This window comes from Ralstonia sp. AU12-08 (genome assembly GCF_000442475.1).
Taxonomy (GTDB): domain Bacteria; phylum Pseudomonadota; class Gammaproteobacteria; order Burkholderiales; family Burkholderiaceae; genus Ralstonia; species Ralstonia insidiosa.
In genome coordinates this window covers 341,048-364,736 of record NZ_ASZV01000047.1, presented here as the reverse complement: position 1 = coordinate 364,736, position 23,689 = coordinate 341,048, and the positions used below count along the sequence as shown (strand labels likewise).

Sequence of the window (23,689 nt, the reverse complement as noted above, 5' to 3'; positions counted from 1 at the left end):
TCGATATCGACAACGCGTTAAACGCCGAGCAGCTCGTGCAGCACCGGCATCTTGTCCTGCAACTGCGCCGCCTCGAAACGCTCGACGATGCGGCCGTGTTCCATCACATAAAAGCGATCGGCCAGCGGCGCGGCAAAGCGGAAGTTCTGCTCCACCATCACCACCGTGTAGCCACGCTTCTTGAGCATCAGGATCATGCGGGCCAGCGCCTGCACGATTACCGGGGCCAACCCCTCGGAAATCTCATCCAACAACAGCAAGTTCGCGCCGGTGCGCAAGATGCGCCCGACCGCCAGCATCTGTTGCTCACCGCCCGACAGGCGCGTGCCCTGGCTCTGACGACGCTCCTTCAGGTTGGGGAACATCGCGTAGATCTCGTCGATGCTCATGCCTGGGTTGCCGCTCTTGGCAACTTGGTCCTTGAGCACCGGCGGCAGCATCAGGTTCTCTTCGCACGACAGGCTGGAGAAGATGCCGCGCTCTTCCGGGCAGTAGCCGATGCCGCAGTGGGCAATCTTGTGCGTCGGCAGGTCGATGGTCTCGATGCCCTGGCCGCTGGCGTCGTGCACGACGATCGAGCCCTTGCGCGAGCCCACCAGGCCCATGATGGCGCGCAGCGTGGTGGTACGGCCCGCGCCATTGCGGCCGAGCAGCGTGACGACCTCGCCGCGGTTCACGGTCAGGTCGACACCATGCAGGATGTGCGATTCACCGTACCAGGCGTGCAGGTCCTTGATCTGGAGCGCGGGCGTGCTCATGCAGTGTTCTCGTGTGTTCGGGTCAAGCGTTCAGTCATGCAGCGTGCGGCCGCATCGCGGATCAGTCAGCGCTGATCAGTGGCCTTCCAGCGCCGCATCGGCGGTGCCCATATAGGCTTCCATCACCTGCGGATTCTTCGAGACGTCTTCGTACGGGCCTTCGGCCAGGATCTGGCCACGCTGCAGCACCGTGATCTTGTCGGCGATGGAGGACACCACATTCATGTTGTGCTCCACCATCAGGATCGTGCGGCCTTCGGACACGCGCTTGATCAGCTCCGTCACGCGGTCCACATCTTCGTGGCCCATGCCCTGCGTGGGCTCGTCGAGCAGCATCAGCTCGGGCTCCATCGCCAGCGTGGTGGCAATCTCCAGCGCGCGCTTGCGGCCGTAGGGCAGCTCCACCGTGACGGTGTGGGCGAACTGCGTGAGGCCCACCTGTTCGAGCAGCGCCATTGCACGGTCATTCAAGACATTGAGCGATTGCTCGCTTTGCCAGAACGCGTATGCCGTACCGAGTTGGCGCTGCAGTCCAACGCGAACGTTTTCCATCACCGTCAGATGCGGAAACACGGCGGAGATCTGGAACGAGCGGATCACGCCGCGCCGCGCAATCTGCGCCGGCTTTTCCGCGGTGATATCGACGCCGTTGAACAGGATGGTGCCGCGCGTGGGCACCAGGAATTTGGTCAGCAGGTTGAAGCAGGTCGTCTTGCCGGCACCGTTCGGGCCGATGAGCGCATGGATCGACCCACGCTGCACGCGCAGGTTGACGTCGGACACGGCGGTAAAGCCCTTGAAGGCTTTGGTCAGTCCGCGCGTTTCGAGAATGATGTCCTGCGCCATGATTCCCTCTGGTCTCCCGCCTCTTTTTTGGTGCGGACGATTGTCAACGGCTGTTGCGTCGCAAAACATCGGGGTTTGTACCAAGACGATTACGCGTCGCTTACGGCCCCGAAACCCGCGCCGGTACTGGCTTTGCGGCTGACCGACGCGGGTTACGTAGAGTTACGTATCGGAGCAATACCGATTGCCTATCGATATGACACCGGCGCGTGTCACGCCCGTGTCATCGGCCCGCAAACCGGCGTCAGGCGGCCACCGGCTCGCCGCGTGCACGCGCCTTGCGCGCCGCCCGAATCATCTCGCTCGCCTTCTCCGCAATCATGATCGTCGGCGAGTTGGTATTGCCCGAGGTGATGGTCGGCATGACGGACGCATCCACCACGCGCAGTCCCGCAATGCCGTGCACGCGCAACTGCGCATCGACCACCGCACCCGCGTCATCCGCCCGCCCCATACGGCACGTGCCGACCGGGTGGAAGATGGTGGTGCCGATATCGCCGGCGGCGCGGGCAAGGTCTTCGTCGGTCTGATAGCTGGGGCCGGGCAGGTATTCCTCCGGCCGGTACTTCGCCAGCGCCGGTTGCGCAACGATGCGGCGCGTGAGGCGCAGTGAATCGGCCGCGACCTTGCGGTCTTCCTCTGTGGATAAGTAATTGGGGGCGATCACGGGTGCGGCAAACGGATCGGCCGAAGTGACATGCACCGAGCCACGCGAGGTCGGCCGCAGGTTGCACACGCTGGCGGTGAAGGCGTTGAACGCATGCAGCGGATCGCCAAACTTGTCGAGCGAGAGCGGTTGCACGTGGTACTCCACATCCGGCCGCGACACTTGCGGACTTGAGCGCGCGAACACCCCCAACTGCGATGGCGCCATGCTCATCGGCCCGCTGCGGTTGAACGCGTACTCCATGCCGATCAGCGCCTTGCCCCACCAGTTAGCGGCGCGCGTGTTGAGCGTCGGCACACCGTGCACCTTGACCACGCTGCGCAGTTGCAGATGGTCCTGCAGGTTCTCGCCCACGCCCGGCAGCGCCTGACGCACGTGGATGCCCAGCGCCTGCAGCCGCTCCGGCTGACCGATGCCCGCCAGCTCCAGCAGCTGCGGCGAGTTGATCGCCCCAGCCGAGAGGATCACCTCTTCACGCGCGGCCACCGTGTAGTCCTGCCCTGCCCCGCGATACGTCACGCCCGTGCAGCGCTTGCCGTCAAACGTAAGCGAGCGCACCTGCGCACCGGTCACGATGGTCAGGTTGGGCCGCTGCGATGCCGGACGCAGAAAGCCCTTGGCCGTGTTCCAGCGGATGCCGTGTTTCTGGTTGACCTCGAAATAGCCGACGCCGAAGTTGTCCCCACGGTTGAAGTCACTCGTGCGCGGGATGCCCGCCTGCACGGCGGCCTCGATGAAGGTCTCCAGCACTTGCCACTGCAGGCGTTGCGCTTCAACGCGCCATTCACCGCTGGCGCCGTGCCATTCGTTGGCACCGCCGTGGTAGTTCTCGCTGGCCTTGAAGAGCGGCAGCACGGCGTCCCACTTCCACGACGCATCGCCGGTGATGGCGGCCCAGCCGTCGTAGTCTTCGCGCTGGCCGCGCATGTAGATCATGCCGTTGATGGATGAGCAGCCGCCCAGTACGCGGCCTCGTGGGTAGCCGAGTGAGCGGCCGTTCAGGCCGGGCTCTTCGCGTGTGCGGTAAAGCCAATCGGTGCGTGGGTTGCCAATGCAGTAGAGATAGCCGACGGGGATGTGGATCCAGTGGTAATCGTCCTTGCCGCCGGCTTCGAGCAGCAGCACAGAGATGTCGGGGTCTTGCGTCAGGCGGTTGGCGAGGACGCAGCCCGCGGAGCCTGCGCCGATGATGATGTAGTCGTAGGTTTCCATGTCTCCGTGCTTTTTCTCTTTGGTGTTGCTGGGTTTTGTTTTTGTTTTTGCTCTTGTGGTGCATCCCTTGTTTCATCCCCTGCCGGGGCTGACTCACTTTCTTTGTCTTGCCAAAGAAGGGCGCGCCCAAGATGGTGAAGGGTCATTTTGCACGGGATTGGGGGGATTTGTGGCGGACTGTTTTCTAGCCCATAGCGTGGCGTTGATACCAGCCTCGCGGGCTATACTCTGCGCGTCGTAAACAGCGACGATCGGTTTAGCAGCCGACGACTCAAGGCGGGCACCAATCATGCCGATTGGTGTTCCGTTCGCGTTCGCCCATACGGGCGGGCCTTGACAGGGAGGACTTCGGTCCTGCCGGTCCTTGAGTCGGTCTGCTAACCCTGACTTGTGCCCGCCCACCCCGTTTAGCAGCGGGGCGCGGGTCTAAACTTCTCAAGGAGTTAGATATGACCCATCTGCGCGTCACAACGCCACCGGTAAGCCAAGACCTCCCTCTTCTTGATCACGCGATCTCTGGCTTTTCACCATTCCCACTCTACGGCTCCATCGAGCCTCTCAATACGCAGGACACACAATCGCTCCTGCGCCTATGCGACACGACTGAGACTGTCGCTCGCGGCATCGGCACAGTTTTGAGGCTAGTTGCAAACAACGATGCAGACGGTTCGAGCATTCTTCGCCCGAACACAGTCTCCGACCTTCTTGCACTTTGCCGCGTTGCTGCTGAGACATTGGCAGATGAAGCGCTGGGCCTGCAGGACAACATCGATGTAAAGCCGGCGGCGAATTAAGGCCCCGGTTATGGCGCGGCGCCAATGCCGCGCCCAACGTAAGTCAATACTAAGCAAAAGATCACACACCTGACTTGCACAAGCTTGCTTCCCTTCCTAGGTTTCTGGAACGCACCTAAATAAACGTCCAGCGCGGGGTATGAGCCATATGCCCTGCCAAAGGGGGAGACGTGAAGGCGAAAATCTTTGCCGCGGTTGCCGTGTGCTCGGTTGCCGCGGCTTGGTGGTCGTTCTCATACACAAGTGAGAGCGATGCCCAGAAATCGGCGGCCGACTCAACAACGGGCAACACATCTGCGACATCCGGCTATACCCAGAACAACAACGGGTCACGCCTGAATCCACAGGTTGGTGCGGTCGAAAACCAGGCCGGTCGCCCCGGCGTGAAATCCACTGACTTCGATGCGTCCGTCGCTGGAATCGACGCCAATAAGAATGGCGTACGGGACGACATCGAACGCTACATCGAGAAAAAGTACCCGGACCCCGCACAACGGGCCGCAATGATGCAGTACGCCAAGGCACGTCAGAACTTCATCTTGACTGCTACCACACCAGAGAAAGCCCACGCCGCTGCGCAAGATCTTTGGCGTGCCTTTGCATGTACGCAGAGTCGGCTGGGTGCCGGTTGGCTTGACGCGACCAAGGATGTTCTCGCGATGTTCCTCAATACCCGAGAGCGCCTCAATGCCTCTACAAGGGCGCAAGACAATCTTGCAGGTCAAACAGTCGATGCCTACGCGGGAGACAAACCATGCGACTGAGAACAACTACCCTCTCGATGACATGCAGTCTAGCTCTCGCAATGCTTCCGTCCCCTACAAGCGCTCAAGTAGAAACAAAATGCGAATCGCGTTATCGCATCTACTTTGGTAACGGAATCCGAAACGTGCCAGAGGACTGGGAAGCAAGCCGGCGAGAGCTTTCAAATATGATCGGCACCCGCTTTAACGGCGTCCCCATCAGCTACTCAAATGCAATCAATCCTACGGGTGGTTTCATAGACGACCTTTCACGCGTTTTCCAACAGAAGCTTGCTGAGAACCCCAGCCTCTCTTGGGAATTGCTCGTGCGCGCGTCTTTAGGGTTGATCGAAGGTCTATCGCCTGAACTCGCAAAGTTCATCCTGGATTTAATTGTCAAAACGGAGAACGAGTCCACAGCAGAACTCAAGAAGAAGTGGGAAGCGGAGAACAGCTACATTGATGGCCGAGTTACCACCCATGTGACGGACTACACGCGAGACATCCTTGATAACGGCAGGCGAGTCTTGCTGGTAGCCCACTCCCAAGGCAACCTGTACGCCAACGCTTCTCATCGCCTTCTGTACACGAACCCAGAGGTCACCCCTGGAAGCTTCGGGACGATTGGTGTGGCAAGTCCAGCCAACTACGTAGCGGGCGGGGGGGAGTACATCACCTCCGATGCTGATGTCATTATCAACGCGCTGCGGTCCATCATCTCAGACCAAGTTTTGCCAGCCAATGTTTCGATCCCGTTCGATACGGCAGAGCTCTCCGGACACAACTTCATCAAAACTTATATGCATATCGAAAAACCTGCCCGGGAAAAATTAGGCAAATAACAATTTCCGGCCTAAACAAACTCGTGGAGCCTAAAGAAGCATACGACTACAAAATAGTCTCCCATATTTTCAGCGGCCCTTTCACTCCCAACACTGGTGAAATCACCGGCAACTTCGATCTAGACCGCAACGTACAGTACAATGATTTAAGTGGATGCCCAATCGGGGTTTTACTCTGCGCTCATCCTCCTGAAATTAAGAACATATACGACTCGACCGGCAAAGGTTATGACCGCCAGATAGCCGCCGAAAGAGATACATCCACAAAACTTTCCGTCGAAGCAATAAAAAAGCTAGCAGCATCCGATAAGAATGCGGAAGACCCCGCACACCCATTAAATTGGCACCTAAATGCTAGGCTTCCTCTTTTATATCTGAATTTTACTACTGAGCTACGCGAAAATAACGGCAACTACTATACCCATTATGTTTGGGGCACAAGCAGCTATGATTCTTCGGGAAAAATTAATACCCCTACCCAACAAGCAAGCAATCTTGTAACACTTGTAGCAAATCAATTTCTCATGCCCGTCTTTCCAACTCCACCATGGACCGCCGACAATCCTATTACTCCACCCGTGGTTTTTAATAATCAAGTTTGGAATCCCCTTATTTCATCACTTGATTCCTTGCGCCACAGAGCAGTTGAGTATGAGGTTGCCAAGTTGGAATCAGAAAAATTTGTATTTGCAACCCTCCCAGACCTTGTTCCCTTTTCAAACTACTATCGCGTGACCCGCTTAACAACAAAAATATGCAAATCAGAGTAGCCCAATGAAATTCCTTCGGCCCCAATATCTACATTTAATTAATTTAAATAAAATATATATCCCCTGTGATTTGCGCTGACAAATTCCCTCGATAGCTGGGCAAAATTTTCCAGATTTCCTTCATACGTTTGCTCTGCTCAAACAACCCGCATCAAATTCTGTCAGCCAACCACGTCGTCATCTTCCCAAACACCTCACCACGCAACGGTTCTGCCTCGTTGAAGATCTCGTGATAGCCGCTGTCGAACCACGCCAGCGTGCGCAGTTCTTCCGGCGCATTCGCATAGAAATCCCGACTGCCCGACGGATCAACAATCGAATCAGAACCACCCGCCATCAGCAGCATCGGCGCTTCCAGACGCGGCGCATCCTGCTGCGCCTGCGTAATCGCGTTGAGCATGAATTCAAGCAGCGAAGCACTGATCGTGCTCTGCACCAGCGGGTCGGCCCGGTAGGCAGGACCGACGCTCGGATCATGCGAGAGCTTGGCCGGGTCCACCGGATTGGGTACCGCCAACCGCGGCGCCAGTGCGGAAAGAATGCCGCGCACAATGCCCGCCCCCGGCGGCAGCTTCACGCGCAGCGCGGGCGATGACAGCAACACGCCGCGCACCGGCCGAATACGCGCAGTCGTAAAGCGCGCGACGATCAGCCCACCCATGCTGTGCCCGAGCACAAACGGCATTTCATGCCATTCAGCGACGGCCGCGTCGATGATTTCTGCGAGATCGGTGAGGTAGTTGTCTTGCGCGTCGAGTGCCATGCGCGGGCCGCCGCTCTTGCCATGGCCGCGCAGGTCGAAGGCCCGTACGCGCAGGCCAAGATCGGTGAGCACCTTGGCCACATGTGGATAACGCCCGCTGTGCTCAGCCATGCCGTGAACGAGGATGACGGTACCGCGCGGTTCGCCGCTGTCGGGCGCGGGTAACCAGGTCCGGACCAACAGCTCGGTGTGGTCCTTCATGCGCTGGCGGCTTTCAACCACGTTGACCTCGGCAGGGGCTTGCGTCATGGGCGTCTCCTCGTTGGGTTGCCAGATTGTGGCATAGACGCCTCTCGCCACAAGGGAGGGCTCTGGAGGCTTCCCTCAGTGGCAGCAGGCCCCTTCGTCGCCGGCTACGCCTTCGAGGATCGGGCAGTCGGGCCGGTCGTCACCATGGCAGGCGTTGGCCAGCGTCATGAGCGTGTCGCGCATGCCTTGCAACTCGCGGATGCGTGCGTCCAGGTCGGCCACATGGCGCATCGTGACGGCCTTCACATCGGCGCTGGCACGCTCGCGGTCATGCCAGAGCGACAGCAGCGTGCGAATCTCTTCCAGCGCGAACCCGAGCGAGCGCGACCTGTGGATAAAGCGCAGTACATGCAGCGCACGCGCGTCGTACATACGGTAGTTGCCCTCGGTGCGCGGGCTGGGCGGCAGCAGGCCGATGCTCTCGTAGTAGCGGATCATCTTGGCCGACACGCCGCTCGCCTTGGCGGCCTCGCCGATATTGACCGGCGCTTGGGTTGCGTTGAGATCGGTCTGCGTCATGCGCGGTCTCCGGAGGCTTGCCAGCGGCGCAGCATCAGCGCGTTGGTGACGACGCTCACGCTGGAGAACGCCATCGCCGCGCCGGCAAAGGTGGGGCTGAGCAGGCCGAAGGCTGCCAGCGGAATGCCCACCACGTTGTAGATGAAGGCCCAAAACAGGTTCTGGCGAATCTTGGCGACGGTGCGGCGCGAGAGGTCGAGCGCATCGCTCACCAGGCGCGGCTCGCCCCGCATGAGCGTGACGCCGGCAGCCTGCATGGCGACGTCCGTGCCGGTGGCCATGGCGATGCCGACGTCGGCCGCAGCCAGCGCGGGCGCATCGTTGATGCCATCGCCCACCATCGCGACTACGTGGCCGCTCTGCTGCCAGGCTGTCACGCGTGCCGCCTTGTCTTGCGGCAGCACTTGCGCGGCCACTTCGTCGATGCCGAGTGCAGCGGCCACCGTGCGTGCGGCGCCTGCGTTATCTCCGGTCACGAGCGCGGTGCGGACACCTCGAGCCTGCAGCGCAGCCACTGCCGCCTTGGCGCCCGGCTTGAGCGCATCACCAAACGCAATCAAGCCACGCAGTTGCACACCACCTTGGTTGCTTTGTGCAAGCCACGAGACGGTGTTGCCCTGAGCTTCCAGCGCATCGGCACGGGCCTGCAATGCACCGCGATCGAGCCCGAGTTCATCCATCCAGCGCGCGTTACCGAGTTGCAGTGATGCGCCGCTCACGATGCCGCGCGTGCCGCGTCCGGCCAGCACTTCGGGCGATTGTGCGGGCGCGATTGTGCGACCTTTCGTGCGGCCTCGCTCAACCGCGTACGCACGCGTGGCATGTGCGAGCGGGTGGGTGTTCTCGGCCTGCAGCGCGGTGAGCTGATCGAGCAGCGCATCAGCATCCACACCGGGTGCCGCTTCCACCGCCGTCACACGCGGCTGGCCGACGGTGAGCGTGCCGGTCTTGTCGAAGACGACGAAGTCCACTTGCTGCGCACGCTCCAGTGCCTGTGCATCGGCAATCAGGATGCCGCGCCGTGCGCCCGCACCGGTGCCTGCCATGATGGCCGACGGCGTCGCCAAACCGAGCGCGCACGGGCAGGCAATCACCAGCACGGCCACCGCATTGACGATGGCCGTCTCCCACGCTGCCCCGGCGATCGCCCAACCGGCCAGCGTGAGCAACGCTGCCACCAACACCGCCGGCACGAAGATCGCGCTCACGCGGTCCACCAGTTGCTGGATCGGCGGCTTGGCGGCTTGCGCGTCTTCCACTAGGCGGATGATGCGCGAGAGCATGGTGTCCGCACCGATGGCCGTGGTGCGCACCAGCAGCACGCCATCCGTGGCGATGGCGCCGGCGGTCACGCGATCGCCTTCGCGCTTGGGCACGGGCAAGCTTTCGCCAGTCAGCATGGATTCATCGACATGGCTGGCGCCTTCGAGCACCACGGCATCCACGGGGATGCGCTCCCCTGCGCGCACCGACACCACGTCGCCCACACGCACCTTCGCGACGGGCGTGTCACGCAGCGTGCCATCAACGCCGCGCACGCGGGCCATGTCCGGGCGCAGCGCCTGCAGTGCGCGAATGGCTTGCGCCGTCTGACGCTTGGCGCGCACTTCCAGCCACTTACCCAGGCGCACCAGCGTGATGACCACGGCGGCACTCTCAAAGTAGAGATGCGGCATCGCATCCGCACCCGCGCGCCACCACAGCCACAGCGACAGCCCATACGCCGCCGACGTACCCAGCGCGACCAGCAGATCCATATTGCCGGCACCCGCACGCGCGGCCTTCCAACCCGACTTGTAGAAACGCGCGCCGATCACGAACTGCACCGGCGTCGCCAGCAGCCATTGCACCCAGGCGGGCAGCATCCAGTCGCTGCCGATCCAGCCGGCGATCATCGGCAGCACCAGCGGCACGGACAGCGCGGCGGCAATCCACACGGGGCCGGCGCCGTCCCAGAAATCCGTTTCGATGGCGACGGGCGCTGCGGTCTCGTCTGCCGCAACGCGTGCCTCATAGCCGGCGGCCGTCACGGCAGCGACCAGCGCATCACGGGTCGCCCCGCCGTGTACGCGGGCACGTTCGGTCGCGAGGTTCACGCTGGCTTCAGTCACGCCGGGCACAGCGCGCAGGGCACGTTCTACCCGGCCCGCGCAGGCGGCACAGGTCATCCCGCTGATGTCGAGGTCAGTTGAAGCGTCGTCAAGTTCGGCGACGGGGCTGGCGGCAGTCATGGAAGCGTCCATTTCGGGGAAGATGGCATCAGCCTAGACCTTCCCATCTTGGTAAGGTCAAGCATTGATCTTACACTTGCGCTTCCCATGATGGGAAGGTTCATACTGCAGCCGTGACTTCCTCTCCCCTCTTTTCTCTCGATTCAGGAGCCCGAACCATGGCGACGTTTTCTGTGGAAGGTATGAGCTGCGGCCATTGCGTGTCTGCCGTCACCCGTGCGGTGCAACAGGTGGATGCCGCCGCCAGCGTGCAAGTCGATCTGTCCACGCAGACCGTGGCCGTCACCAGCGGCGCCGCCACCGATGCTGTGAAGGCGGCTATTGAGCAAGCCGGTTATCCGGTCAAGGCGGTTGCATAAACCGCGCATCAGGCAGACAACAAAAAAGGCGTGCCGCAGTGGCACGCCTTTTTGTTTGCGCTGAACCGGCTTAGAAGCGGTAGCCGACGTTCAGGAAGGTCACGACCGGGTTGATCTTGATCTTCGCTTCGCTCACGACATGCACGCCCGTGACCGTCGTGGTGTCGATCGTCGCGGTCGTCTTCAGCGGCAGGTACGACACGGACAGGCCGACGAACCAATCTTTGGTGATGGCGTAGGTCGCGCCCACGTTCAGCACCGGGTTAAGCGAACTACTGGTCGACACGCTGCTGGTGCTGCCCGGACCGCCCAGTTGCGTCTGGAACGCGCTGTTGGTGATCTTGGCATCGCTGAACCACGTGTAGTTCAGGCCCGCGCCAACGTACGGACGGAACTTGGCGTCGGCGTTGAAGAAGTACCACTTGGCCAGCACAGCCGGGCTCCACTGCTTGGCCGAGCCGATCTCACCGAAGCTCGACAGCTTGTCCGTCCCTTCAATTTTGTGGCGCGGTGGAATGCCACCCACCAGTTCCACCGCAAAGTTGTCAGTGAAGAAATGCGTGAAAGCGAGACCGACGGTATCAGCGTCCTTGATCTTGGCGCCCGTACCCGTCTCCGTCATCTGGATGGGGCTGGTGATCTTCAGCGGGTCGCTCGAGCTGTTCGGCATCACGCGGAACCAGCCTGCGCTGACGATGTTGCTGCCGGCAGCCTGTGCGTGCGCGGCGGTGGCGAGGATCATCCCGGCGGCGGCCGCCAGTGCTTTTTTATAGGCCATCTCTGTACGTGCTCCTGTTGAGACGCATCCAAGGCAAACGCAATTTGAACGTTTGCTGGTGCGTTCTAAGTCTCCTCCCAGGCGGAAGGGATGGCCATTATCCCGTGTGATTGCCCCGGCTAGAACCCTTTTTCTAGAGGTTTCCTGTTATAAGCGCCACGCCAAACCGGCCTGCGGCGGGCGTCTTCAGCACATGCTCAGTTTTTAAACAGGCTTGGACTTGGACAGCGCCAGCACGCATGCGGCCAGATCCCACAACGCGCTGCCGACGCTCTTGAACACCACCGGCAACACCGGCGGTGCCTGCGCAAGTGTGTCTTGCGGCGCATCGACGCACTGTTGTAGCGGCCGCACACGCGACCACGGCACCCCCGCCTGCAGCAGATCACCGGCTTCGACTTCCAGGTCGACCAGCGTATCGGCGTAGAGCCGATTGCCCGCTGCCGCCTGCACGCACAGGCGCGGCGGCAGTTCCGCCATGTCGGGCCGGAACGCGCCAACCGCCGCGATGAAGTGATGTGGGCTCCATGCGTAGCCATCCGGGTAATCCGGGCCTGCCAGATCGGGCAAGACCGGCTGCGCCGAGGGCGTCGCGGTAACGACCAGCGGCGTTTGCGGCAGCACCACGCGGGCGGCTTGCGCCACGCCCGTTGCATCGCCCCCAGCCACTGCTGTGGCATCCATGCCGAGTTGGCGCGCATAAACGACGAGCGCCTCGGCACTGTCCGCCGTGCGCGCAATGATGGTCACGCGCCGTGTGCCCAGCCCGAAGCGGAACGCCTCCAGGTGCGCGCGTGCCTGCGCACCGGAGCCAATCAACAGCAAGTCCCCCGCCGGCTCCGGGGCCAGCAGGCGCGCGGCAAGCAGCGATACGGCTGCGGTGCGGTGTGCAGTCACGGTCGGGCCATCCAACAGCAGGCGGCGCACGCCGGTCTGCGCATCCATCACCACCACCTCGCCGTGGATGGCCGGCAGGCTGCGCGCCGGGTTGTGCGGGTGCACGGTGATCATTTTGGTGATGGCGATGTCGGCATTGGATGCGGGCATCAGCAGCAGGCTGCCCGGGCCGGGCACCGGCATCACCAGCCGCGCAGGCGCCTGGGCTTTGCCGGCGCGCGCATCGCGCAATACCTGGGCAATGGCATCGGCCAGCGCGGCGTAAGGCAGGCGGACCGCCGTGGCGGCGGCGTCGAGAGTCTGCAGCATCGGGGACTCCTGCAGCGGATGGAAACGGGGGGATGGGCCTTGCGCTGATTACGCCGGAACAACCCGGCGCGGCGGCGGTGGCGTGCGGCGCGTCAGCAGCCCAGCGCTGATGAGAAGCTGGGCGCCGGCGTAGCTCCACCAGATCGCCAGCTCATGGTCGGTGAACGGAAAGACGAACACGCTGATGCCGATCATCGCGTCGGAGGCGGCAAAGGCGATCGCACCCCAAGCCGTGAGCGGCCCAGGCAAACGCGCCAGCAAGGCCGCACACACCATCGACGACAACACCACCATATAGACAATGACCGGCCCCTTCATCTCGCCCAGGCCAGGCCAGTACCAGACCAGCATGCCGATGGCCACGCCAATCATGGCCCCGACCCCGAGCAGGCGAAGGGGCGACGACGCCCCGCGCAGCCCGACCAGCACACGCAGGTAGCACAGGTGCGCCACCAGGAAGCTGCTCAAGCCTGCAATGAACGAGAACGTAAAGCCCGGCAGCGCCAGCCACAAATCCCCCAGCGCAGAGAACATCATGGCGCCGATCAACCAGCGGCGCTCGCGCGGCACCTCGTGCAACGCGGCGGCGCGCGCCAGCAGCAGCGCCATCAGCATCTTCCACAGCGGCTGCAGAGCGATGCGGCCGACCAACGGCGTGCCGGGCGGCACTTCCACGGCCACCATGGTCAGCATGCCGCCGTAGGTGACACCCGCGATGGCTGCGGCCACCCACCACGCGCGAACCCGCGCCGGCATGCCGTAGCCGCCCGCAAGATGCGCCAGCGGGTGCGCCGGATGCGTGGTGTGTCCTTCAACCATCGTGGTCTCCCGCCCAAGACAGGCTATTCAACTGCTGCAAAGTGATTGTCGGCTTGCAGCGTGACACGCCGCGCACCCCTGCGCAAGGCGCGAATCACCCACCAAGGTGTGATAGTGGCAACGCACCATCGCGCTTAAGCGCCGTCAGCACGATGTTGGAACGCACATTGTCCACACCCGGCACGCGCATCAGCTTGCGCATCACAAACTCCGACAGCGCGGGCAGATCCGGCACCACCACGCGCAGCATGTAATCGGCATCGCCAGCCACCGAATAGCACTCTTGCACGGCGTCGAGCAGGCTGATTTCTTCGTGAAAGCGCTCGACGATGGCATCGCCGTGGTGGGCGAGCTTGACGCTCGCGAACACCGTCACGCCCAGCCCCAGTCCGGTCGGCGACAGCACCACCCGATAGCCTTCGATCACCCCTTCGGACTCAAGGCGCGCCAGGCGCCGCCCAACCTGGCTGGCCGACAGGTGCACCTGCTCCGAAAGCTGCTGGTGGGTCGCACGGCCATCGCGCTGAAGTGCTGCTAGCAGGGCCAGATCGAAGTTATCCATGGAAATCATGCAAATCTCCTGCGTTGATAGGCAGGATTTTGCATGAAATCCGCAAACCGCGTGCAATGGAAGCCGGTTTTGCGGCCAATCCGCGTGGCCTCCCCAATACACTGGCCGGACTCTGATTGGACAAGATCGACATCACAAATGGACATCGCAACCACCGCCCCCGACGCTGCCCAAAACGCGGCCCAACATGCGGCACCCACAGGCTTCAACGGCACCCTGACCGACAAACTGCGCGAACAATTCGCCGAGGGCCTGGACGGCCAGACGCTGCGTGCTGATTTCACCATGCAGCAGCCGGTGCACCGCTACACCGCCGCCGACCACGCCACCTGGCGCACGCTGTACGACCGCCAGGAAGCCCTGTTGCCGGGCCGCGTGTGCGATGAATTTCTGCAAGGCCTGTCGACCCTGGGCATGAGCCGCGAGGGCGTGCCGTCGTTCGACCAGCTCAATGAAACGCTGATGCGCGCTACCGGCTGGCAGATCGTTGCCGTGCCGGGTCTGGTGCCGGACGAAGTGTTCTTCGACCACCTGGCCAACCGCCGCTTTCCGGCCAGCTGGTGGATGCGCCGCCCCGATCAGCTCGACTACCTGCAAGAGCCGGACTGCTTTCACGACATCTTCGGTCACGTACCGCTGCTGATTAACCCGATCTTTGCCGACTACATGGAAGCCTACGGCAAGGGCGGCCTGAAGGCAGCACGCCTGGGGCAGCTCGACATGCTGGCGCGCCTGTACTGGTACACGGTGGAGTTCGGCCTGATCCGCACGCCGGCCGGTCTGCGCATCTACGGCGCAGGCATCGTGTCGAGCAAGAGTGAATCGGTGTACGCACTGGATTCGGCCAGCCCGAACCGCATCGGCTTTGATGTGCGCCGCATCATGCGCACGCGCTACCGCATCGACACGTTCCAGAAGACCTACTTCACCATCGACAGCTTCGAGCAACTGTTCGACGCCACGCGCCCGGACTTCACGCCGCTGTATGAAGAACTCGCCGCGCTGCCGACCATCGGTGCGGGCGATGTCGTGGAAGGCGATCTGGTGCTGAACGTCGGCAACCGCGAAGGTTGGGCAGACACGGCGGATATTTGAGCGCTGACTATACTGCGCGCATTCACACCCATATTCCGCAAGACATCATGATGCCCACCCTGAACGACGACCAACGCAAGGCCCTGTTTGCCGAAGTGCCCGGCTGGACACTGCAGAGCGACCGCGATGCGATCCAGAAGACCTTCACCTTTGCCGACTTCAACGCCGCGTTCGGCTTCATGACGCGCGTGGCGATCAAGGCCGAGCAGATGAATCACCACCCGGAGTGGTTCAACGTGTGGAATCGCGTGGACATCACCTTGTCTACGCATGACGCAAACGGCCTCACGCACCGTGACGCCGATCTCGCGCGCTTCATCGAGCAGGCCGCGAAGAGCACCGGCGCGAAATAACGCCAGCCGAGTCCCGAGCTACGCGCCCACTGCGGCGCGCCACGCCTCAAACGCCGCCCGCGCCTTATCGCCCAGTTGCTCAGGGGCGATGCGGGTGGCGCCTTGTACAATCATCAGCGCATACGGCTTGGCCAGCGCCGACGCCTCGGCACACAGCCGCAATTCCTCGCCCTCGGCGGGCGAACGGGCGCGCCAAAAGTTGATGGCGGCCTCCAGGTCAGTGATGGTGAGCAGGGCATCGGTCATCCGCGCATTGTAGCGCTGCACTATGCGTGCGGATTGCCCTTTTCTGTGCGCTTCCTCGCCCCACTCCATTCCGATTGAAGGACCGCCGCATCCAGGCTCATTCCATGCGCATCCTGCTGATTGAAGACGACCGCGCCATTGCCAGCGGTATTCACGCCGGACTCACCCAGGCCGGGCATCGCGTGCACACGGTGCATGACGGTGTGTTTGCCGCCGAGCAGCTCGCCAAACAGACGCACGATCTGGTGATTCTCGATCTTGGTTTGCCGGGCATCGATGGCATGACGCTGCTGTCGCAATTTCGAACACGTGACCGTGCCACGCCGGTGCTGATTCTCACCGCGCGAGATGGCCTGCTCGACAAGGTCAACGGCCTGAATGCCGGTGCAGACGATTACCTGCTCAAGCCCTTCGAGATGCTCGAACTGGTGGCACGCGTGCAGGCATTGCTGCGCCGGCGTGGGGATCCAACCGAACCGATCGCACGCCCGGACATTCTGGTTGGCCGGTTGCGCATGAGCGGCATCGAGCGGCGCATCTTTGTCGAGGCGGCACCGCTGGAACTGTCGCCGCGCGAGTTTGCCGTGCTGGAGTTGCTGATGCTGCGGCAGGGTCGCGTGGTCAGCAAGGTGCAGTTGCAGGACCACCTGGCCAGCTTCGGCCATGCCATTGGTGAAGCCAGCCACGACGTGGTGGGCGATACGGCCATCGAGGTCTACGTGCACCGCGTGCGCCGCAAGATCGAACACTCCGACGCCGAGATCGTCACCGTGCGCGGCTTCGGTTATCTGCTGCAGGCACGCGGCGCGGCAGCCTAGCCCTCCTCTCATGTTCAAGCGCCACCGTCCCGCTGCCGCTCGCGATCCGGCTGCTCCAGCAACGGGGGCATCTGCCAACGTCGCCGTCAGCCTGCGCCTGCACCTGCTGCGCGCGCTGGCGACGCCGCTGTTTGGCCTGGTGGTCGGCACCGGTGCACTGTCGTATTGGCTGGCGGCGCACTACACCACGCAGGTGTTCGACCGCGCGCTGGTGGGTGTAGCCAATACGTTGGCGGAACAGATCCGCATTGCCGGTCCGCACGTGCCGGCAGCCAAGCTGTACGACATCGAGTTGAGTGCCCAGACGCTCGTGCAGAACGGTGGCGAAGACCGCGTCTTCTGGCGCATCGCCGGGCCCAGCGGCACGCTGGCCGGACGCGACACGTTACTCGGCTATGGCTCCGGCCAGGTCCGTATTGGCGATGCGCGGGTGTTCTATAGCTGGGTCGACGGCAAACAGGTGCGCGCCGTGCACCTGCTGGTGCCGGGCGTCAGCGCTGAAACACCCAAGGCTCACTCGCCGCGCCAACCCGCGCCGCCAGACCCGGAAGACGACGTCACGCGCCCCGCCCTCGCCCCCACACAGGCACAGATGGCTCCCGCGCTGAACCCGGCCACACCACCCGATGCCGGACCACCCGAAGACGGCATCGTCGTGGAAGTCGCAGAACTGCTGGACCACCGTGACACCGCGGCCAAGGAAGTGCTGCTATCGGTGTCGATTCCGCTGATCGTGTTGCTGGCCATTGGTGGCCTGATCCTCTCGCTGGTGCTCAAAGAAGAATTGCAGCCGCTGCAGACGCCGGCCGACACGCTCAACAAGCAGAGCGCACAATCGGTGACGCCGCTGCCGCCGGACTCCGCGCAACGCGTGCCGGCTGAATTGCAGCCGCTCATCAACGCGATGAATGCACTGCTCGCTCGCCTGCGCGATGCCCTGGAAGCGCAGCGCACCTTCATCGCCGATGCTGCGCACCAATTGCGTACACCGCTCACGGCATTGAAGCTGCATGCGGATCGCGCCGTCGATGCCAAGACATTGGAAGAGGCACGGCCTGCGCTGCTGGAACTGCAGTCGGGTGCCAACCGTGCCGTGCGTCTGTCCAACCAGCTGCTGACCCTGGCGCGCGCCGAACCGGGCATGACGCTCGATCAGTTGGGGCCGCCAATGCGGGTGGACCTGGTATCTCTCGCGTTTGATACCGGCGCGCAGTGGGTACCGCGTGCGTTGGCCCGCGGGTTGGATCTTGGCTTCGAGGCCTGGCCACAGGAAGCCGCCTCGCCAGGTTCATTGCAGGCGCCGGTATTGGCCAACGCAGTGCTGCTGCGCGAAGCCATCAACAACCTGCTAGACAACGCCATCAAATACGTGCCGACTGGGGGGCGCATCACCTTGCGCGCCGGCATGGAAGCGGACGCCGCTTCGCGCTGGTGGGGTGTCGTGAGCGTGGAAGACAACGGCCCGGGCATCCCGCACGAGCGCCGCGGCGAGGTGTTCCAGCGCTTCTTCCGCGGCGATGCGGACCACCTGCCCGGTCAGCCCCAAGGCAGCGGCCTGGGCCTGGCCATCGTGCACGACATCGTGCGCCTGCACGGCGGCACGGTCGCCATTGATGACGCCATCGCACGCGACGGCTGCCGCGTGATGCGCTTCGTCTTGCGCTTACCGTTGGTGAACGAATCCGTCTGAGCGATGGACCTTCGGCTTACTTCTTCTTGGTTTTCTCGGGCCGGGCCAGCATCGTGCCGCGGCACTTCTTGGCGCCGCAACGGCACGCAAACTGTTCCCGCAGCGCCTTAGTCTGACGGCCTTCAATGACGAGGCCGTAGTCGTAGAACAGCTCTTCGCCGGGTTCGATGTCACGCAGCGCGTGAATGAAGACGCGACCATCCTTCTCACGTGCCTCGCAGTTCGGCTTGCAGGAATGGTTGATCCAGCGCGCGCGGTTGCCACCAAACTTGGCGTCGATCACGCTGCCGTCTTCCAGGCTGAAGTAGAACGTGTGGTTCGGGTCGGTCGGGTCATGCGGATGGCGGCGCAGTGCCTCCTTCCACGAGATGTGCTCGCCCTTGTATTCGATGATCTTCTTGTTCTTGGCGATCGGAGCGGTGGCATAGACACCACGCCCGTGCACGCCCGATTCACGCACCTCGATGCGATCACGGCGGCGCAGTGTGGCCGGGGCTTCCGGCGCGGGCGAGGACTCAGCCAGGGCCGGCGTGGCATCAGGGGACGTGCGTGTCATAAGGCGTTGAGGCAAAAACAGAAAACGTCGATCAGCGAAGCCGTGAGCCTACACCAAAAGCATGGCAACTCGACACGTGCCGCAACCCCATGCAACCCACCCCATGTGGATAACCGATGTGGACAAGTCGTGTGGATAACCCGGCCTGCCGCTGTGGATAACTACCGGCAAAGGATGTGGGCTGTCTGTGGCTGCCCTGTCGATGGTGTGGGCACAAGTGACGGGGTTGCCGACGGGGGGTCTGGCGAAACCCGCAAGTCATCCACCTCAGGGCACACACTGTGCAAGTGGTTTTGCTTGCCGCAAGTGGTTGAACACAAAGCGCTTTTTCCGGTTATCCACAGAAGATATCCACCGTTATCTACTACTACTATGTGTATACATAAAGAAAAAGTTAAACCCATCGATCGACGTACGTCGCTCCTATCAACGACGAGCGAACCAGACCCAAAGCAAAACGCAATGTGTCGATCCTGATGTGATGGCCTCACCTCGCAAGGCAGGCACCATGCGGGTTTCCGGAACCTGTATGCCATGCGCCGTTACAAAGCACACATGCCGGCGGCAAGCGCATGCCGGTATCATGTCGCCCTTGGAGCCGCCCCCCGGAGGCTCCGATGTGTGTTTTATCTACTCTTGAAGGGAGTCAAGCAATGACGAAAACTGAACTGATCGACGCCATCGCCAGCGGCGTAGACGGTCTGACCAAGGCCAAGGCCGAGCAGGCACTGAACGTGACGCTCGCGGCCATCATGGAATCCGTTGGCAAGGGTGACGCGGTCAGCCTGATCGGCTTTGGTACCTTCAGCCAGGGCGAGCGTGCCGAGCGCATGGCGCGTAACCCGCGCACCGGCGAAGAAATCAAGGTGGAAGCCGCCAAGACCGTCAAGTTCAAGGCCGGCCAGAAGTTCAAGGACGCCGTGAATGCGTAATCGCGCCTAATGCGATGACGACCTTGGCGTGAACCAGCCTGCCTGGTCTCTCGCCAACGACGTGGCACGCCAATGCATGCGTGACCAGCCCGCAGCGCTGGCGTACCACGTCGGAGGGCCTGTCTCCCCGTCAGGCCGGATCTGACCCTCCCACACATGCTCCGCCCCTTCCAGCGCGTTCTGCGCATCGCGCTTCCGATTCTTCTCGTTACCCCCGTCGTCTGGATTGCCGGCTGTACGACACCGCCTGCGCGTCCGCAAGCCGAGCCGCTGCCCGACAACGAGGTCGTGCAGACGACGCCCGGTGCCACATCGCGCCAGAAGATGATTGAGATTGCGCTGACCGAATGGGATCGCTGGGGCCGTCAGGTGGTGCGTGTGGGGCGTGACGATACGTATTGCGTGACGGGAGGCGGTTTTCCTGATCAACCGCAAGGTCACTGGCTGACGCAGGACGACCCAACGCCTGTACCGTCCGATGAAGAGGCCGGCACGGATAGGCCGCCACTGTCGAAGCCGCAAGCCACCGCCGCCCCGTCACCCATACCGTGCCTGCGTTATCCCGACGGTACCGGTGGTGAGGCAACTGCGCGCGGCTGCGTGCTGGCCAAGCGCTATTGGGCCATCGTCGGCAAGACACCAACCTGCCAGCAGCTGACCACCGGCGGTTGGGCGTGGTCTGCGGTGTTCATCTCGTGGATCATGCGTAAGGCGGGTCTGCAGAACGACCAGTTCCTGACAGGCGCCACACACGCCGAGTACGTGACCGACGCGCGTGACCACCTGCTCCGGCATCCCGCCTTCGTACTCGAACGCACACCTGCCGTACCGCGCCCTGGCGACCTGATCTGCACCGCACGCGGCGCTGACCGCTTCATGACGGATCCGGCCGAGATCCGCTCGGGTATGACCCCCATGCACTGCGATCTGGTCGTCGAGGTGGATCCCGTCCGCCACGAGGTCAAGTCGATCGGCGGCAACGTGCAGCAATCGGCGTCCATGAGCATCACCGAGCTGAACGACGCCAATCAGGTGGACCCCTACACAAACTCGGTCATGCAGTGGATGGTGGTCCTGCGCAATCAACTGCCTTAGCAGTGAGCGGTACCCGATTTGACGTTTGCCGTAAATTAATTAACATGTGAAGCAACCAGGCGCCGGCAATCCGACCAGCGCCACGACCAGGAGACAGGTCATGACGGTGCTTTCGCTTTTTTCCGATGCCGGATCGGACATCCAGGCCCATCGCCCCGCTTGGTGCGGCCCGCGCGAATGGGCCGCACGCGTGAAGCTGGCGGCGTGCTATCGCATCTTTGCGCACCTCGGCTGGACCGAGCTGATCTACAACCACATCACGCTGCGCATGGTGCCTGAAGACGGCGCCAGCGAGGACGGCGGCCCTCACTTCCTCATCAACCCGTTTGGCCTGACGTATGCCGAGGTTTGCGCATCGAACCTCGTGAAGATCGATTTGCAGGGCAACGTGCAGCGTGCGGCGGGTCAGCCAGACTGGCCGGTCAATCCAGCCGGTTTTACGGTGCATGCGGCCATCCATGCCGGCATTCCGGGCGCGCATTGCGTCATGCACACGCACACCACCGCCGGCATGGCCGTGGCCTGCGCACGTGACGGCTTGTCGATCACCAACTTCTATGCGGCACAGTTGCACGGCAAGGTGGCCTATCACGACTTTGAAGGCATCACCGTGCATGCCGATGAAGGCCCGCGCCTGGTGCAGAACATCGGCGACAAGCCTGCGGTGATCCTGCGCAACCACGGCCTGCTTGCCTGGGGCGATTCGATTGCGCGGGCGTTTGCCGTGCTGTGGCTGCTCAACCGCGCTTGCGAGATCCAACTGGCTTCCACATCGATGGGCCCTGTGCTGGAGATTCCCGAGGCGATTGCGCGCAATTGCACGCGTGACTCCTTGCAGTTCAACCCGAACTTCGGCGCGGGTGAAGACGTGTTTGCGGCGCTCACCCGCACCATTGATCGTATCGACCCGTCCTACCGTTCCTGATTCTCTTCCCCTCTTCCAAGCACATGACACGTATCTGCATCGTGGGCGCCGGCGCTGTCGGCGGGTATCTGGGCGCGAAGCTCGCGCTGGCGGGCGAATCCATCAGCGTACTGGCACGCGGCGCGACACTGGACGCGTTACGCACCGAAGGCCTGCGATTGACGGAAGACGGCATCACACACACCGTCCCCGTTCAGGCGAACAACGATGCGACGGCGCTCGGTATGCAGGACGTGGTGATCGTTGCCGTCAAGGCGCCTGCCATGGAAAGCGTCGCGCAAACCATCGCGCCCCTCATCGGCCCGGATACCTGCGTGGTGGTGGCCATGAACGGCGTGCCGTGGTGGTTCTTCGATCGGCCCGGTCCGCTGGAGGGGCTGCGCTTGCAGTCGGTTGATCCGCATGGCCGGATTGCCGATGCGATTCCGACGAAGAACGTGCTCGGCTGCGTCGTGCATCTGACATGTTCAACGTCTGCACCGGGCCAGGTACGTCATGGGTTCGGCAAGCGATTGATTCTGGGTGAGCCGGCGGGTGGATCGTCATCGCGGCTGGAGGCGATTGGCACGCTGTTCGAACGCGCCAGCCTGCAGATCGAACGCAGTGAGGCTATCCAGCGTGACATCTGGTTCAAGCTGTGGGGCAACATGACGATGAACCCGGTGTCAGTACTGACCGGTGCCACGTGTGATCGGATGCTCGACGATCCGCTGGTCTCAGCGTTTTGTCTGGCAGTGATGGAGGAAGCCAAAGCGATTGGCGCGCGTATCGGCTGCCCGATCGCACAAAGCGGTGAAGAGCGCAGTGCCGTGACACGCCAATTGGGCGCGTTCAAAACATCAATGCTGCAGGATGCGGAAGCCGGACGTGGCCCGCTGGAGATCGATGCACTGGTGGCATCGGTGCGGGAGATCGGTCAGCACGTGGGTGTGCCGACACCGCAGATCGATGCCCTGCTGGGTCTGGTGCGCTTGCACGCCCAGACCCGCGGGCTTTACTGAGACAACGATACGGCTGCGTTACGGTGCCAGCGCCGGGTGCTTCAGCGCGTGCGCCGTTTCGATCCACTGCTGGTGATACGCGGCGTCATCGCGCTTGAGACCGAGCTCACCGTTCTGATACGCCATCGCCAGAGCCTGCACGGCTTCGGGCAATTCGTGCTCGGCAGCGTCTTGATACAACGCCAGTGCACGGGCTTCATCGTGCGGTACGCCATCACCATCCCGGTAGGCATTGGCCAGCATGAACATCGCGCCCGGTATGCCGTGCTGCGCGGCGCGGTCAAACCAATGCGCCGCCTGCACTGTGTCGATGCCCGTGCCGTAACCACTGCGATACATCACGCCGAGGTAGTACGCGGCAGCAGCATCGCCTTTATCTGCAGCCTGGCGCAGGAGGTGGAGCGCGCGCGGATAGTCACGCGCCACGCCCCCCGTGCCCAGCAACAGCGCCTTGCCGAGCGAGAGCTGTGCATACACATCACCGGGGACACCGTTGGCTGGTTGCGCGGCGGTTTCCAGCCAGCGCATCCCTTCGTTACGCAATGAGCCGTCGTGCGCGCTGAGCAAGGCTTCACCCAGTGCCGACTGTGCGGGCACCGAACCACTGCGTGCCAACTGCCGCAACTGCCGCAGTGCTTCGGGCTCCATCGCCTGCACGACCATCGCGCGCCACGATTCCAGTTGCGTGGCATCCACAGCAGGTACCTGGCGTGCGTGCGACAGCCAGCCGCCCAAGGCCACGATGATCGCCAACGCGGCGGCCACCGTGAGCATCGGCACCGACTGGCGCGGGGTTTCGATGGCCGGTGCACCAGCCCATGCGGAACGAAGAGAAGGCATGGTTGGCTCCT

Annotated in this window: 26 protein-coding genes; 13 read left to right on the top strand and 13 right to left on the bottom strand. The window is 62.7% G+C overall.

The window, feature by feature from the left end; all coding sequences use genetic code 11:
- Positions 1-17: 17 nt before the first annotated feature.
- The 3 genes from C404_RS53860 to C404_RS53850 form a co-directional block, all read right to left on the bottom strand.
- Positions 18-758: an ABC transporter ATP-binding protein gene (locus tag C404_RS53860; RefSeq protein WP_021197136.1), complete on the bottom strand. Its 741-nt coding sequence runs from the start codon at positions 756-758 to the stop codon at positions 18-20.
- Between the two features lie 75 nt (positions 759-833).
- Positions 834-1,604 carry an ABC transporter ATP-binding protein gene (locus C404_RS53855; protein WP_021197135.1) on the bottom strand — a complete coding sequence of 257 codons (771 nt, stop codon included), beginning with the start codon at positions 1,602-1,604 and terminating at the stop codon, positions 834-836.
- Positions 1,605-1,848: 244 nt separating this feature from the next.
- Complete coding sequence (locus C404_RS53850) at positions 1,849-3,483, bottom strand: GMC family oxidoreductase (RefSeq protein ID WP_021197134.1); 1,635 nt, start codon at positions 3,481-3,483, stop codon at positions 1,849-1,851.
- A gap of 449 nt (positions 3,484-3,932) precedes the next feature.
- Between C404_RS53850 and C404_RS53845 the strand changes: the two genes are divergently transcribed.
- From C404_RS53845 to C404_RS60130, 4 genes are all read left to right on the top strand, one after another.
- The gene (locus C404_RS53845; protein ID WP_021197133.1) at positions 3,933-4,277 is read left to right on the top strand and encodes a hypothetical protein; all 345 of its coding nucleotides are present in this window, start codon (positions 3,933-3,935) and stop codon (positions 4,275-4,277) included.
- A 170-nt stretch (positions 4,278-4,447) separates the two neighbouring features.
- Positions 4,448-5,041: a hypothetical protein gene (locus tag C404_RS58945; RefSeq protein ID WP_021197132.1), complete on the top strand. Its 594-nt coding sequence runs from the start codon at positions 4,448-4,450 to the stop codon at positions 5,039-5,041.
- 125 nt (positions 5,042-5,166) lie between these two features.
- The gene (locus C404_RS53840; protein ID WP_160170186.1) at positions 5,167-5,862 is read left to right on the top strand and encodes a hypothetical protein; all 696 of its coding nucleotides are present in this window, start codon (positions 5,167-5,169) and stop codon (positions 5,860-5,862) included.
- A 23-nt stretch (positions 5,863-5,885) separates the two neighbouring features.
- A complete protein-coding gene (locus tag C404_RS60130) occupies positions 5,886-6,632 on the top strand; it encodes a hypothetical protein (protein ID WP_152524489.1) in 747 nt (248 codons plus the stop codon).
- A 151-nt stretch (positions 6,633-6,783) separates the two neighbouring features.
- Here the strand turns inward: C404_RS60130 and C404_RS53835 are convergent, their stop codons facing one another.
- From C404_RS53835 to C404_RS53825, 3 genes are all read right to left on the bottom strand, one after another.
- Positions 6,784-7,644, bottom strand: a complete 861-nt coding sequence (locus C404_RS53835; protein ID WP_021197130.1) for an alpha/beta hydrolase — start codon at positions 7,642-7,644, stop codon at positions 6,784-6,786.
- A gap of 75 nt (positions 7,645-7,719) precedes the next feature.
- Entirely contained in the window at positions 7,720-8,163 is a 444-nt protein-coding gene (gene cueR / locus C404_RS53830) for a Cu(I)-responsive transcriptional regulator (protein ID WP_021197129.1), read from the bottom strand.
- Complete coding sequence (locus tag C404_RS53825; protein WP_031330063.1) at positions 8,160-10,394, bottom strand: heavy metal translocating P-type ATPase; 2,235 nt, start codon at positions 10,392-10,394, stop codon at positions 8,160-8,162. The genes cueR and C404_RS53825 overlap by 4 nt, the downstream gene beginning before the upstream one ends.
- A gap of 158 nt (positions 10,395-10,552) precedes the next feature.
- Here C404_RS53825 and C404_RS53820 point away from each other — a divergent pair, with 158 nt between their 5' ends.
- Positions 10,553-10,753, top strand: a complete 201-nt coding sequence (locus C404_RS53820) for a heavy-metal-associated domain-containing protein (protein WP_021197127.1) — start codon at positions 10,553-10,555, stop codon at positions 10,751-10,753.
- 70 nt (positions 10,754-10,823) lie between these two features.
- Here C404_RS53820 and C404_RS53815 read toward each other — a convergent pair whose 3' ends face one another.
- From C404_RS53815 to C404_RS53800, 4 genes are all read right to left on the bottom strand, one after another.
- Positions 10,824-11,531 carry an OmpW/AlkL family protein gene (locus C404_RS53815; RefSeq protein WP_021197126.1) on the bottom strand — a complete coding sequence of 236 codons (708 nt, stop codon included), beginning with the start codon at positions 11,529-11,531 and terminating at the stop codon, positions 10,824-10,826.
- 204 nt (positions 11,532-11,735) lie between these two features.
- The gene (locus C404_RS53810; RefSeq protein WP_021197125.1) at positions 11,736-12,737 is read right to left on the bottom strand and encodes a delta(1)-pyrroline-2-carboxylate reductase family protein; all 1,002 of its coding nucleotides are present in this window, start codon (positions 12,735-12,737) and stop codon (positions 11,736-11,738) included.
- Positions 12,738-12,785: 48 nt separating this feature from the next.
- On the bottom strand, positions 12,786-13,556 hold the full coding sequence (locus C404_RS53805; protein ID WP_021197124.1) for a lysoplasmalogenase: 771 nt from the start codon (positions 13,554-13,556) through the stop codon (positions 12,786-12,788).
- 94 nt (positions 13,557-13,650) lie between these two features.
- Positions 13,651-14,127 (bottom strand): Lrp/AsnC family transcriptional regulator, encoded by a 477-nt coding sequence (locus tag C404_RS53800; protein ID WP_021197123.1) that lies wholly within the window; start codon positions 14,125-14,127, stop codon positions 13,651-13,653.
- Positions 14,128-14,265: 138 nt separating this feature from the next.
- On the opposite strand from C404_RS53800, the gene phhA reads away from it, so the two are divergent.
- Positions 14,266-15,222 carry a phenylalanine 4-monooxygenase gene (phhA, locus tag C404_RS53795; RefSeq protein ID WP_021197122.1) on the top strand — a complete coding sequence of 319 codons (957 nt, stop codon included), beginning with the start codon at positions 14,266-14,268 and terminating at the stop codon, positions 15,220-15,222.
- A 47-nt stretch (positions 15,223-15,269) separates the two neighbouring features.
- A complete protein-coding gene (locus C404_RS53790; RefSeq protein WP_031330062.1) occupies positions 15,270-15,575 on the top strand; it encodes a 4a-hydroxytetrahydrobiopterin dehydratase in 306 nt (101 codons plus the stop codon).
- Between the two features lie 18 nt (positions 15,576-15,593).
- Here C404_RS53790 and C404_RS0130410 read toward each other — a convergent pair whose 3' ends face one another.
- Positions 15,594-15,821 (bottom strand): DUF3717 domain-containing protein, encoded by a 228-nt coding sequence (locus C404_RS0130410; protein ID WP_031330061.1) that lies wholly within the window; start codon positions 15,819-15,821, stop codon positions 15,594-15,596.
- Positions 15,822-15,925: 104 nt separating this feature from the next.
- Here C404_RS0130410 and C404_RS53785 point away from each other — a divergent pair, with 104 nt between their 5' ends.
- Together C404_RS53785 and C404_RS53780 are read left to right on the top strand one after the other, a co-directional pair.
- Entirely contained in the window at positions 15,926-16,639 is a 714-nt protein-coding gene (locus tag C404_RS53785; protein WP_021197119.1) for a response regulator transcription factor, read from the top strand.
- Between the two features lie 10 nt (positions 16,640-16,649).
- Positions 16,650-18,329, top strand: coding sequence for a sensor histidine kinase (locus C404_RS53780; protein ID WP_021197118.1), 1,680 nt, complete (start codon positions 16,650-16,652; stop codon positions 18,327-18,329).
- Between the two features lie 16 nt (positions 18,330-18,345).
- On the opposite strand, the gene C404_RS53775 is transcribed toward C404_RS53780, so the two are convergent.
- Positions 18,346-18,885 (bottom strand): SET domain-containing protein, encoded by a 540-nt coding sequence (locus tag C404_RS53775; RefSeq protein ID WP_021197117.1) that lies wholly within the window; start codon positions 18,883-18,885, stop codon positions 18,346-18,348.
- 653 nt (positions 18,886-19,538) lie between these two features.
- Between C404_RS53775 and C404_RS53770 the strand changes: the two genes are divergently transcribed.
- The 4 genes from C404_RS53770 (at position 19,539) to C404_RS53755 (ending at position 22,838) form a co-directional block, all read left to right on the top strand.
- Entirely contained in the window at positions 19,539-19,817 is a 279-nt protein-coding gene (locus C404_RS53770) for an HU family DNA-binding protein (RefSeq protein WP_021197116.1), read from the top strand.
- Between the two features lie 156 nt (positions 19,818-19,973).
- The gene (locus C404_RS53765; protein WP_021197115.1) at positions 19,974-20,912 is read left to right on the top strand and encodes a DUF2272 domain-containing protein; all 939 of its coding nucleotides are present in this window, start codon (positions 19,974-19,976) and stop codon (positions 20,910-20,912) included.
- Between the two features lie 100 nt (positions 20,913-21,012).
- A complete protein-coding gene (locus tag C404_RS53760) occupies positions 21,013-21,837 on the top strand; it encodes a class II aldolase/adducin family protein (protein WP_021197114.1) in 825 nt (274 codons plus the stop codon).
- A 23-nt stretch (positions 21,838-21,860) separates the two neighbouring features.
- Positions 21,861-22,838 (top strand): 2-dehydropantoate 2-reductase, encoded by a 978-nt coding sequence (locus tag C404_RS53755; RefSeq protein ID WP_021197113.1) that lies wholly within the window; start codon positions 21,861-21,863, stop codon positions 22,836-22,838.
- 18 nt (positions 22,839-22,856) lie between these two features.
- Here the strand turns inward: C404_RS53755 and C404_RS53750 are convergent, their stop codons facing one another.
- Positions 22,857-23,678, bottom strand: coding sequence for a tetratricopeptide repeat protein (locus tag C404_RS53750; protein WP_021197112.1), 822 nt, complete (start codon positions 23,676-23,678; stop codon positions 22,857-22,859).
- Positions 23,679-23,689 lie beyond the last annotated feature (11 nt).

Bases quoted from the DNA above. Each gene is read 5' to 3' on its own strand.
- C404_RS53860 (WP_021197136.1), bottom strand. From the start codon at position 758: ATGAGCACGCCCGCGCTCCAGATCAAGGACCTGCACGCCTGGTACGGT.
- C404_RS53855 (WP_021197135.1), bottom strand. From the start codon at position 1,604: ATGGCGCAGGACATCATTCTCGAAACGCGCGGACTGACCAAAGCCTTC.
- C404_RS53850 (WP_021197134.1), bottom strand. From the start codon at position 3,483: ATGGAAACCTACGACTACATCATCATCGGCGCAGGCTCCGCGGGCTGC.
- C404_RS53845 (WP_021197133.1), top strand. From the start codon at position 3,933: ATGACCCATCTGCGCGTCACAACGCCACCGGTAAGCCAAGACCTCCCT.
- C404_RS53835 (WP_021197130.1), bottom strand. From the start codon at position 7,644: ATGACGCAAGCCCCTGCCGAGGTCAACGTGGTTGAAAGCCGCCAGCGC.
- cueR (WP_021197129.1), bottom strand. From the start codon at position 8,163: ATGACGCAGACCGATCTCAACGCAACCCAAGCGCCGGTCAATATCGGC.
- C404_RS53825 (WP_031330063.1), bottom strand. From the start codon at position 10,394: ATGACTGCCGCCAGCCCCGTCGCCGAACTTGACGACGCTTCAACTGAC.
- C404_RS53820 (WP_021197127.1), top strand. From the start codon at position 10,553: ATGGCGACGTTTTCTGTGGAAGGTATGAGCTGCGGCCATTGCGTGTCT.
- C404_RS53815 (WP_021197126.1), bottom strand. From the start codon at position 11,531: ATGGCCTATAAAAAAGCACTGGCGGCCGCCGCCGGGATGATCCTCGCC.
- C404_RS53810 (WP_021197125.1), bottom strand. From the start codon at position 12,737: ATGCTGCAGACTCTCGACGCCGCCGCCACGGCGGTCCGCCTGCCTTAC.
- C404_RS53805 (WP_021197124.1), bottom strand. From the start codon at position 13,556: ATGGTTGAAGGACACACCACGCATCCGGCGCACCCGCTGGCGCATCTT.
- C404_RS53800 (WP_021197123.1), bottom strand. From the start codon at position 14,127: ATGATTTCCATGGATAACTTCGATCTGGCCCTGCTAGCAGCACTTCAG.
- phhA (WP_021197122.1), top strand. From the start codon at position 14,266: ATGGACATCGCAACCACCGCCCCCGACGCTGCCCAAAACGCGGCCCAA.
- C404_RS53790 (WP_031330062.1), top strand. From the start codon at position 15,270: ATGATGCCCACCCTGAACGACGACCAACGCAAGGCCCTGTTTGCCGAA.
- C404_RS0130410 (WP_031330061.1), bottom strand. From the start codon at position 15,821: ATGACCGATGCCCTGCTCACCATCACTGACCTGGAGGCCGCCATCAAC.
- C404_RS53785 (WP_021197119.1), top strand. From the start codon at position 15,926: ATGCGCATCCTGCTGATTGAAGACGACCGCGCCATTGCCAGCGGTATT.
- C404_RS53780 (WP_021197118.1), top strand. From the start codon at position 16,650: ATGTTCAAGCGCCACCGTCCCGCTGCCGCTCGCGATCCGGCTGCTCCA.
- C404_RS53775 (WP_021197117.1), bottom strand. From the start codon at position 18,885: ATGACACGCACGTCCCCTGATGCCACGCCGGCCCTGGCTGAGTCCTCG.
- C404_RS53770 (WP_021197116.1), top strand. From the start codon at position 19,539: ATGACGAAAACTGAACTGATCGACGCCATCGCCAGCGGCGTAGACGGT.
- C404_RS53765 (WP_021197115.1), top strand. From the start codon at position 19,974: ATGCTCCGCCCCTTCCAGCGCGTTCTGCGCATCGCGCTTCCGATTCTT.
- C404_RS53760 (WP_021197114.1), top strand. From the start codon at position 21,013: ATGACGGTGCTTTCGCTTTTTTCCGATGCCGGATCGGACATCCAGGCC.
- C404_RS53755 (WP_021197113.1), top strand. From the start codon at position 21,861: ATGACACGTATCTGCATCGTGGGCGCCGGCGCTGTCGGCGGGTATCTG.
- C404_RS53750 (WP_021197112.1), bottom strand. From the start codon at position 23,678: ATGCCTTCTCTTCGTTCCGCATGGGCTGGTGCACCGGCCATCGAAACC.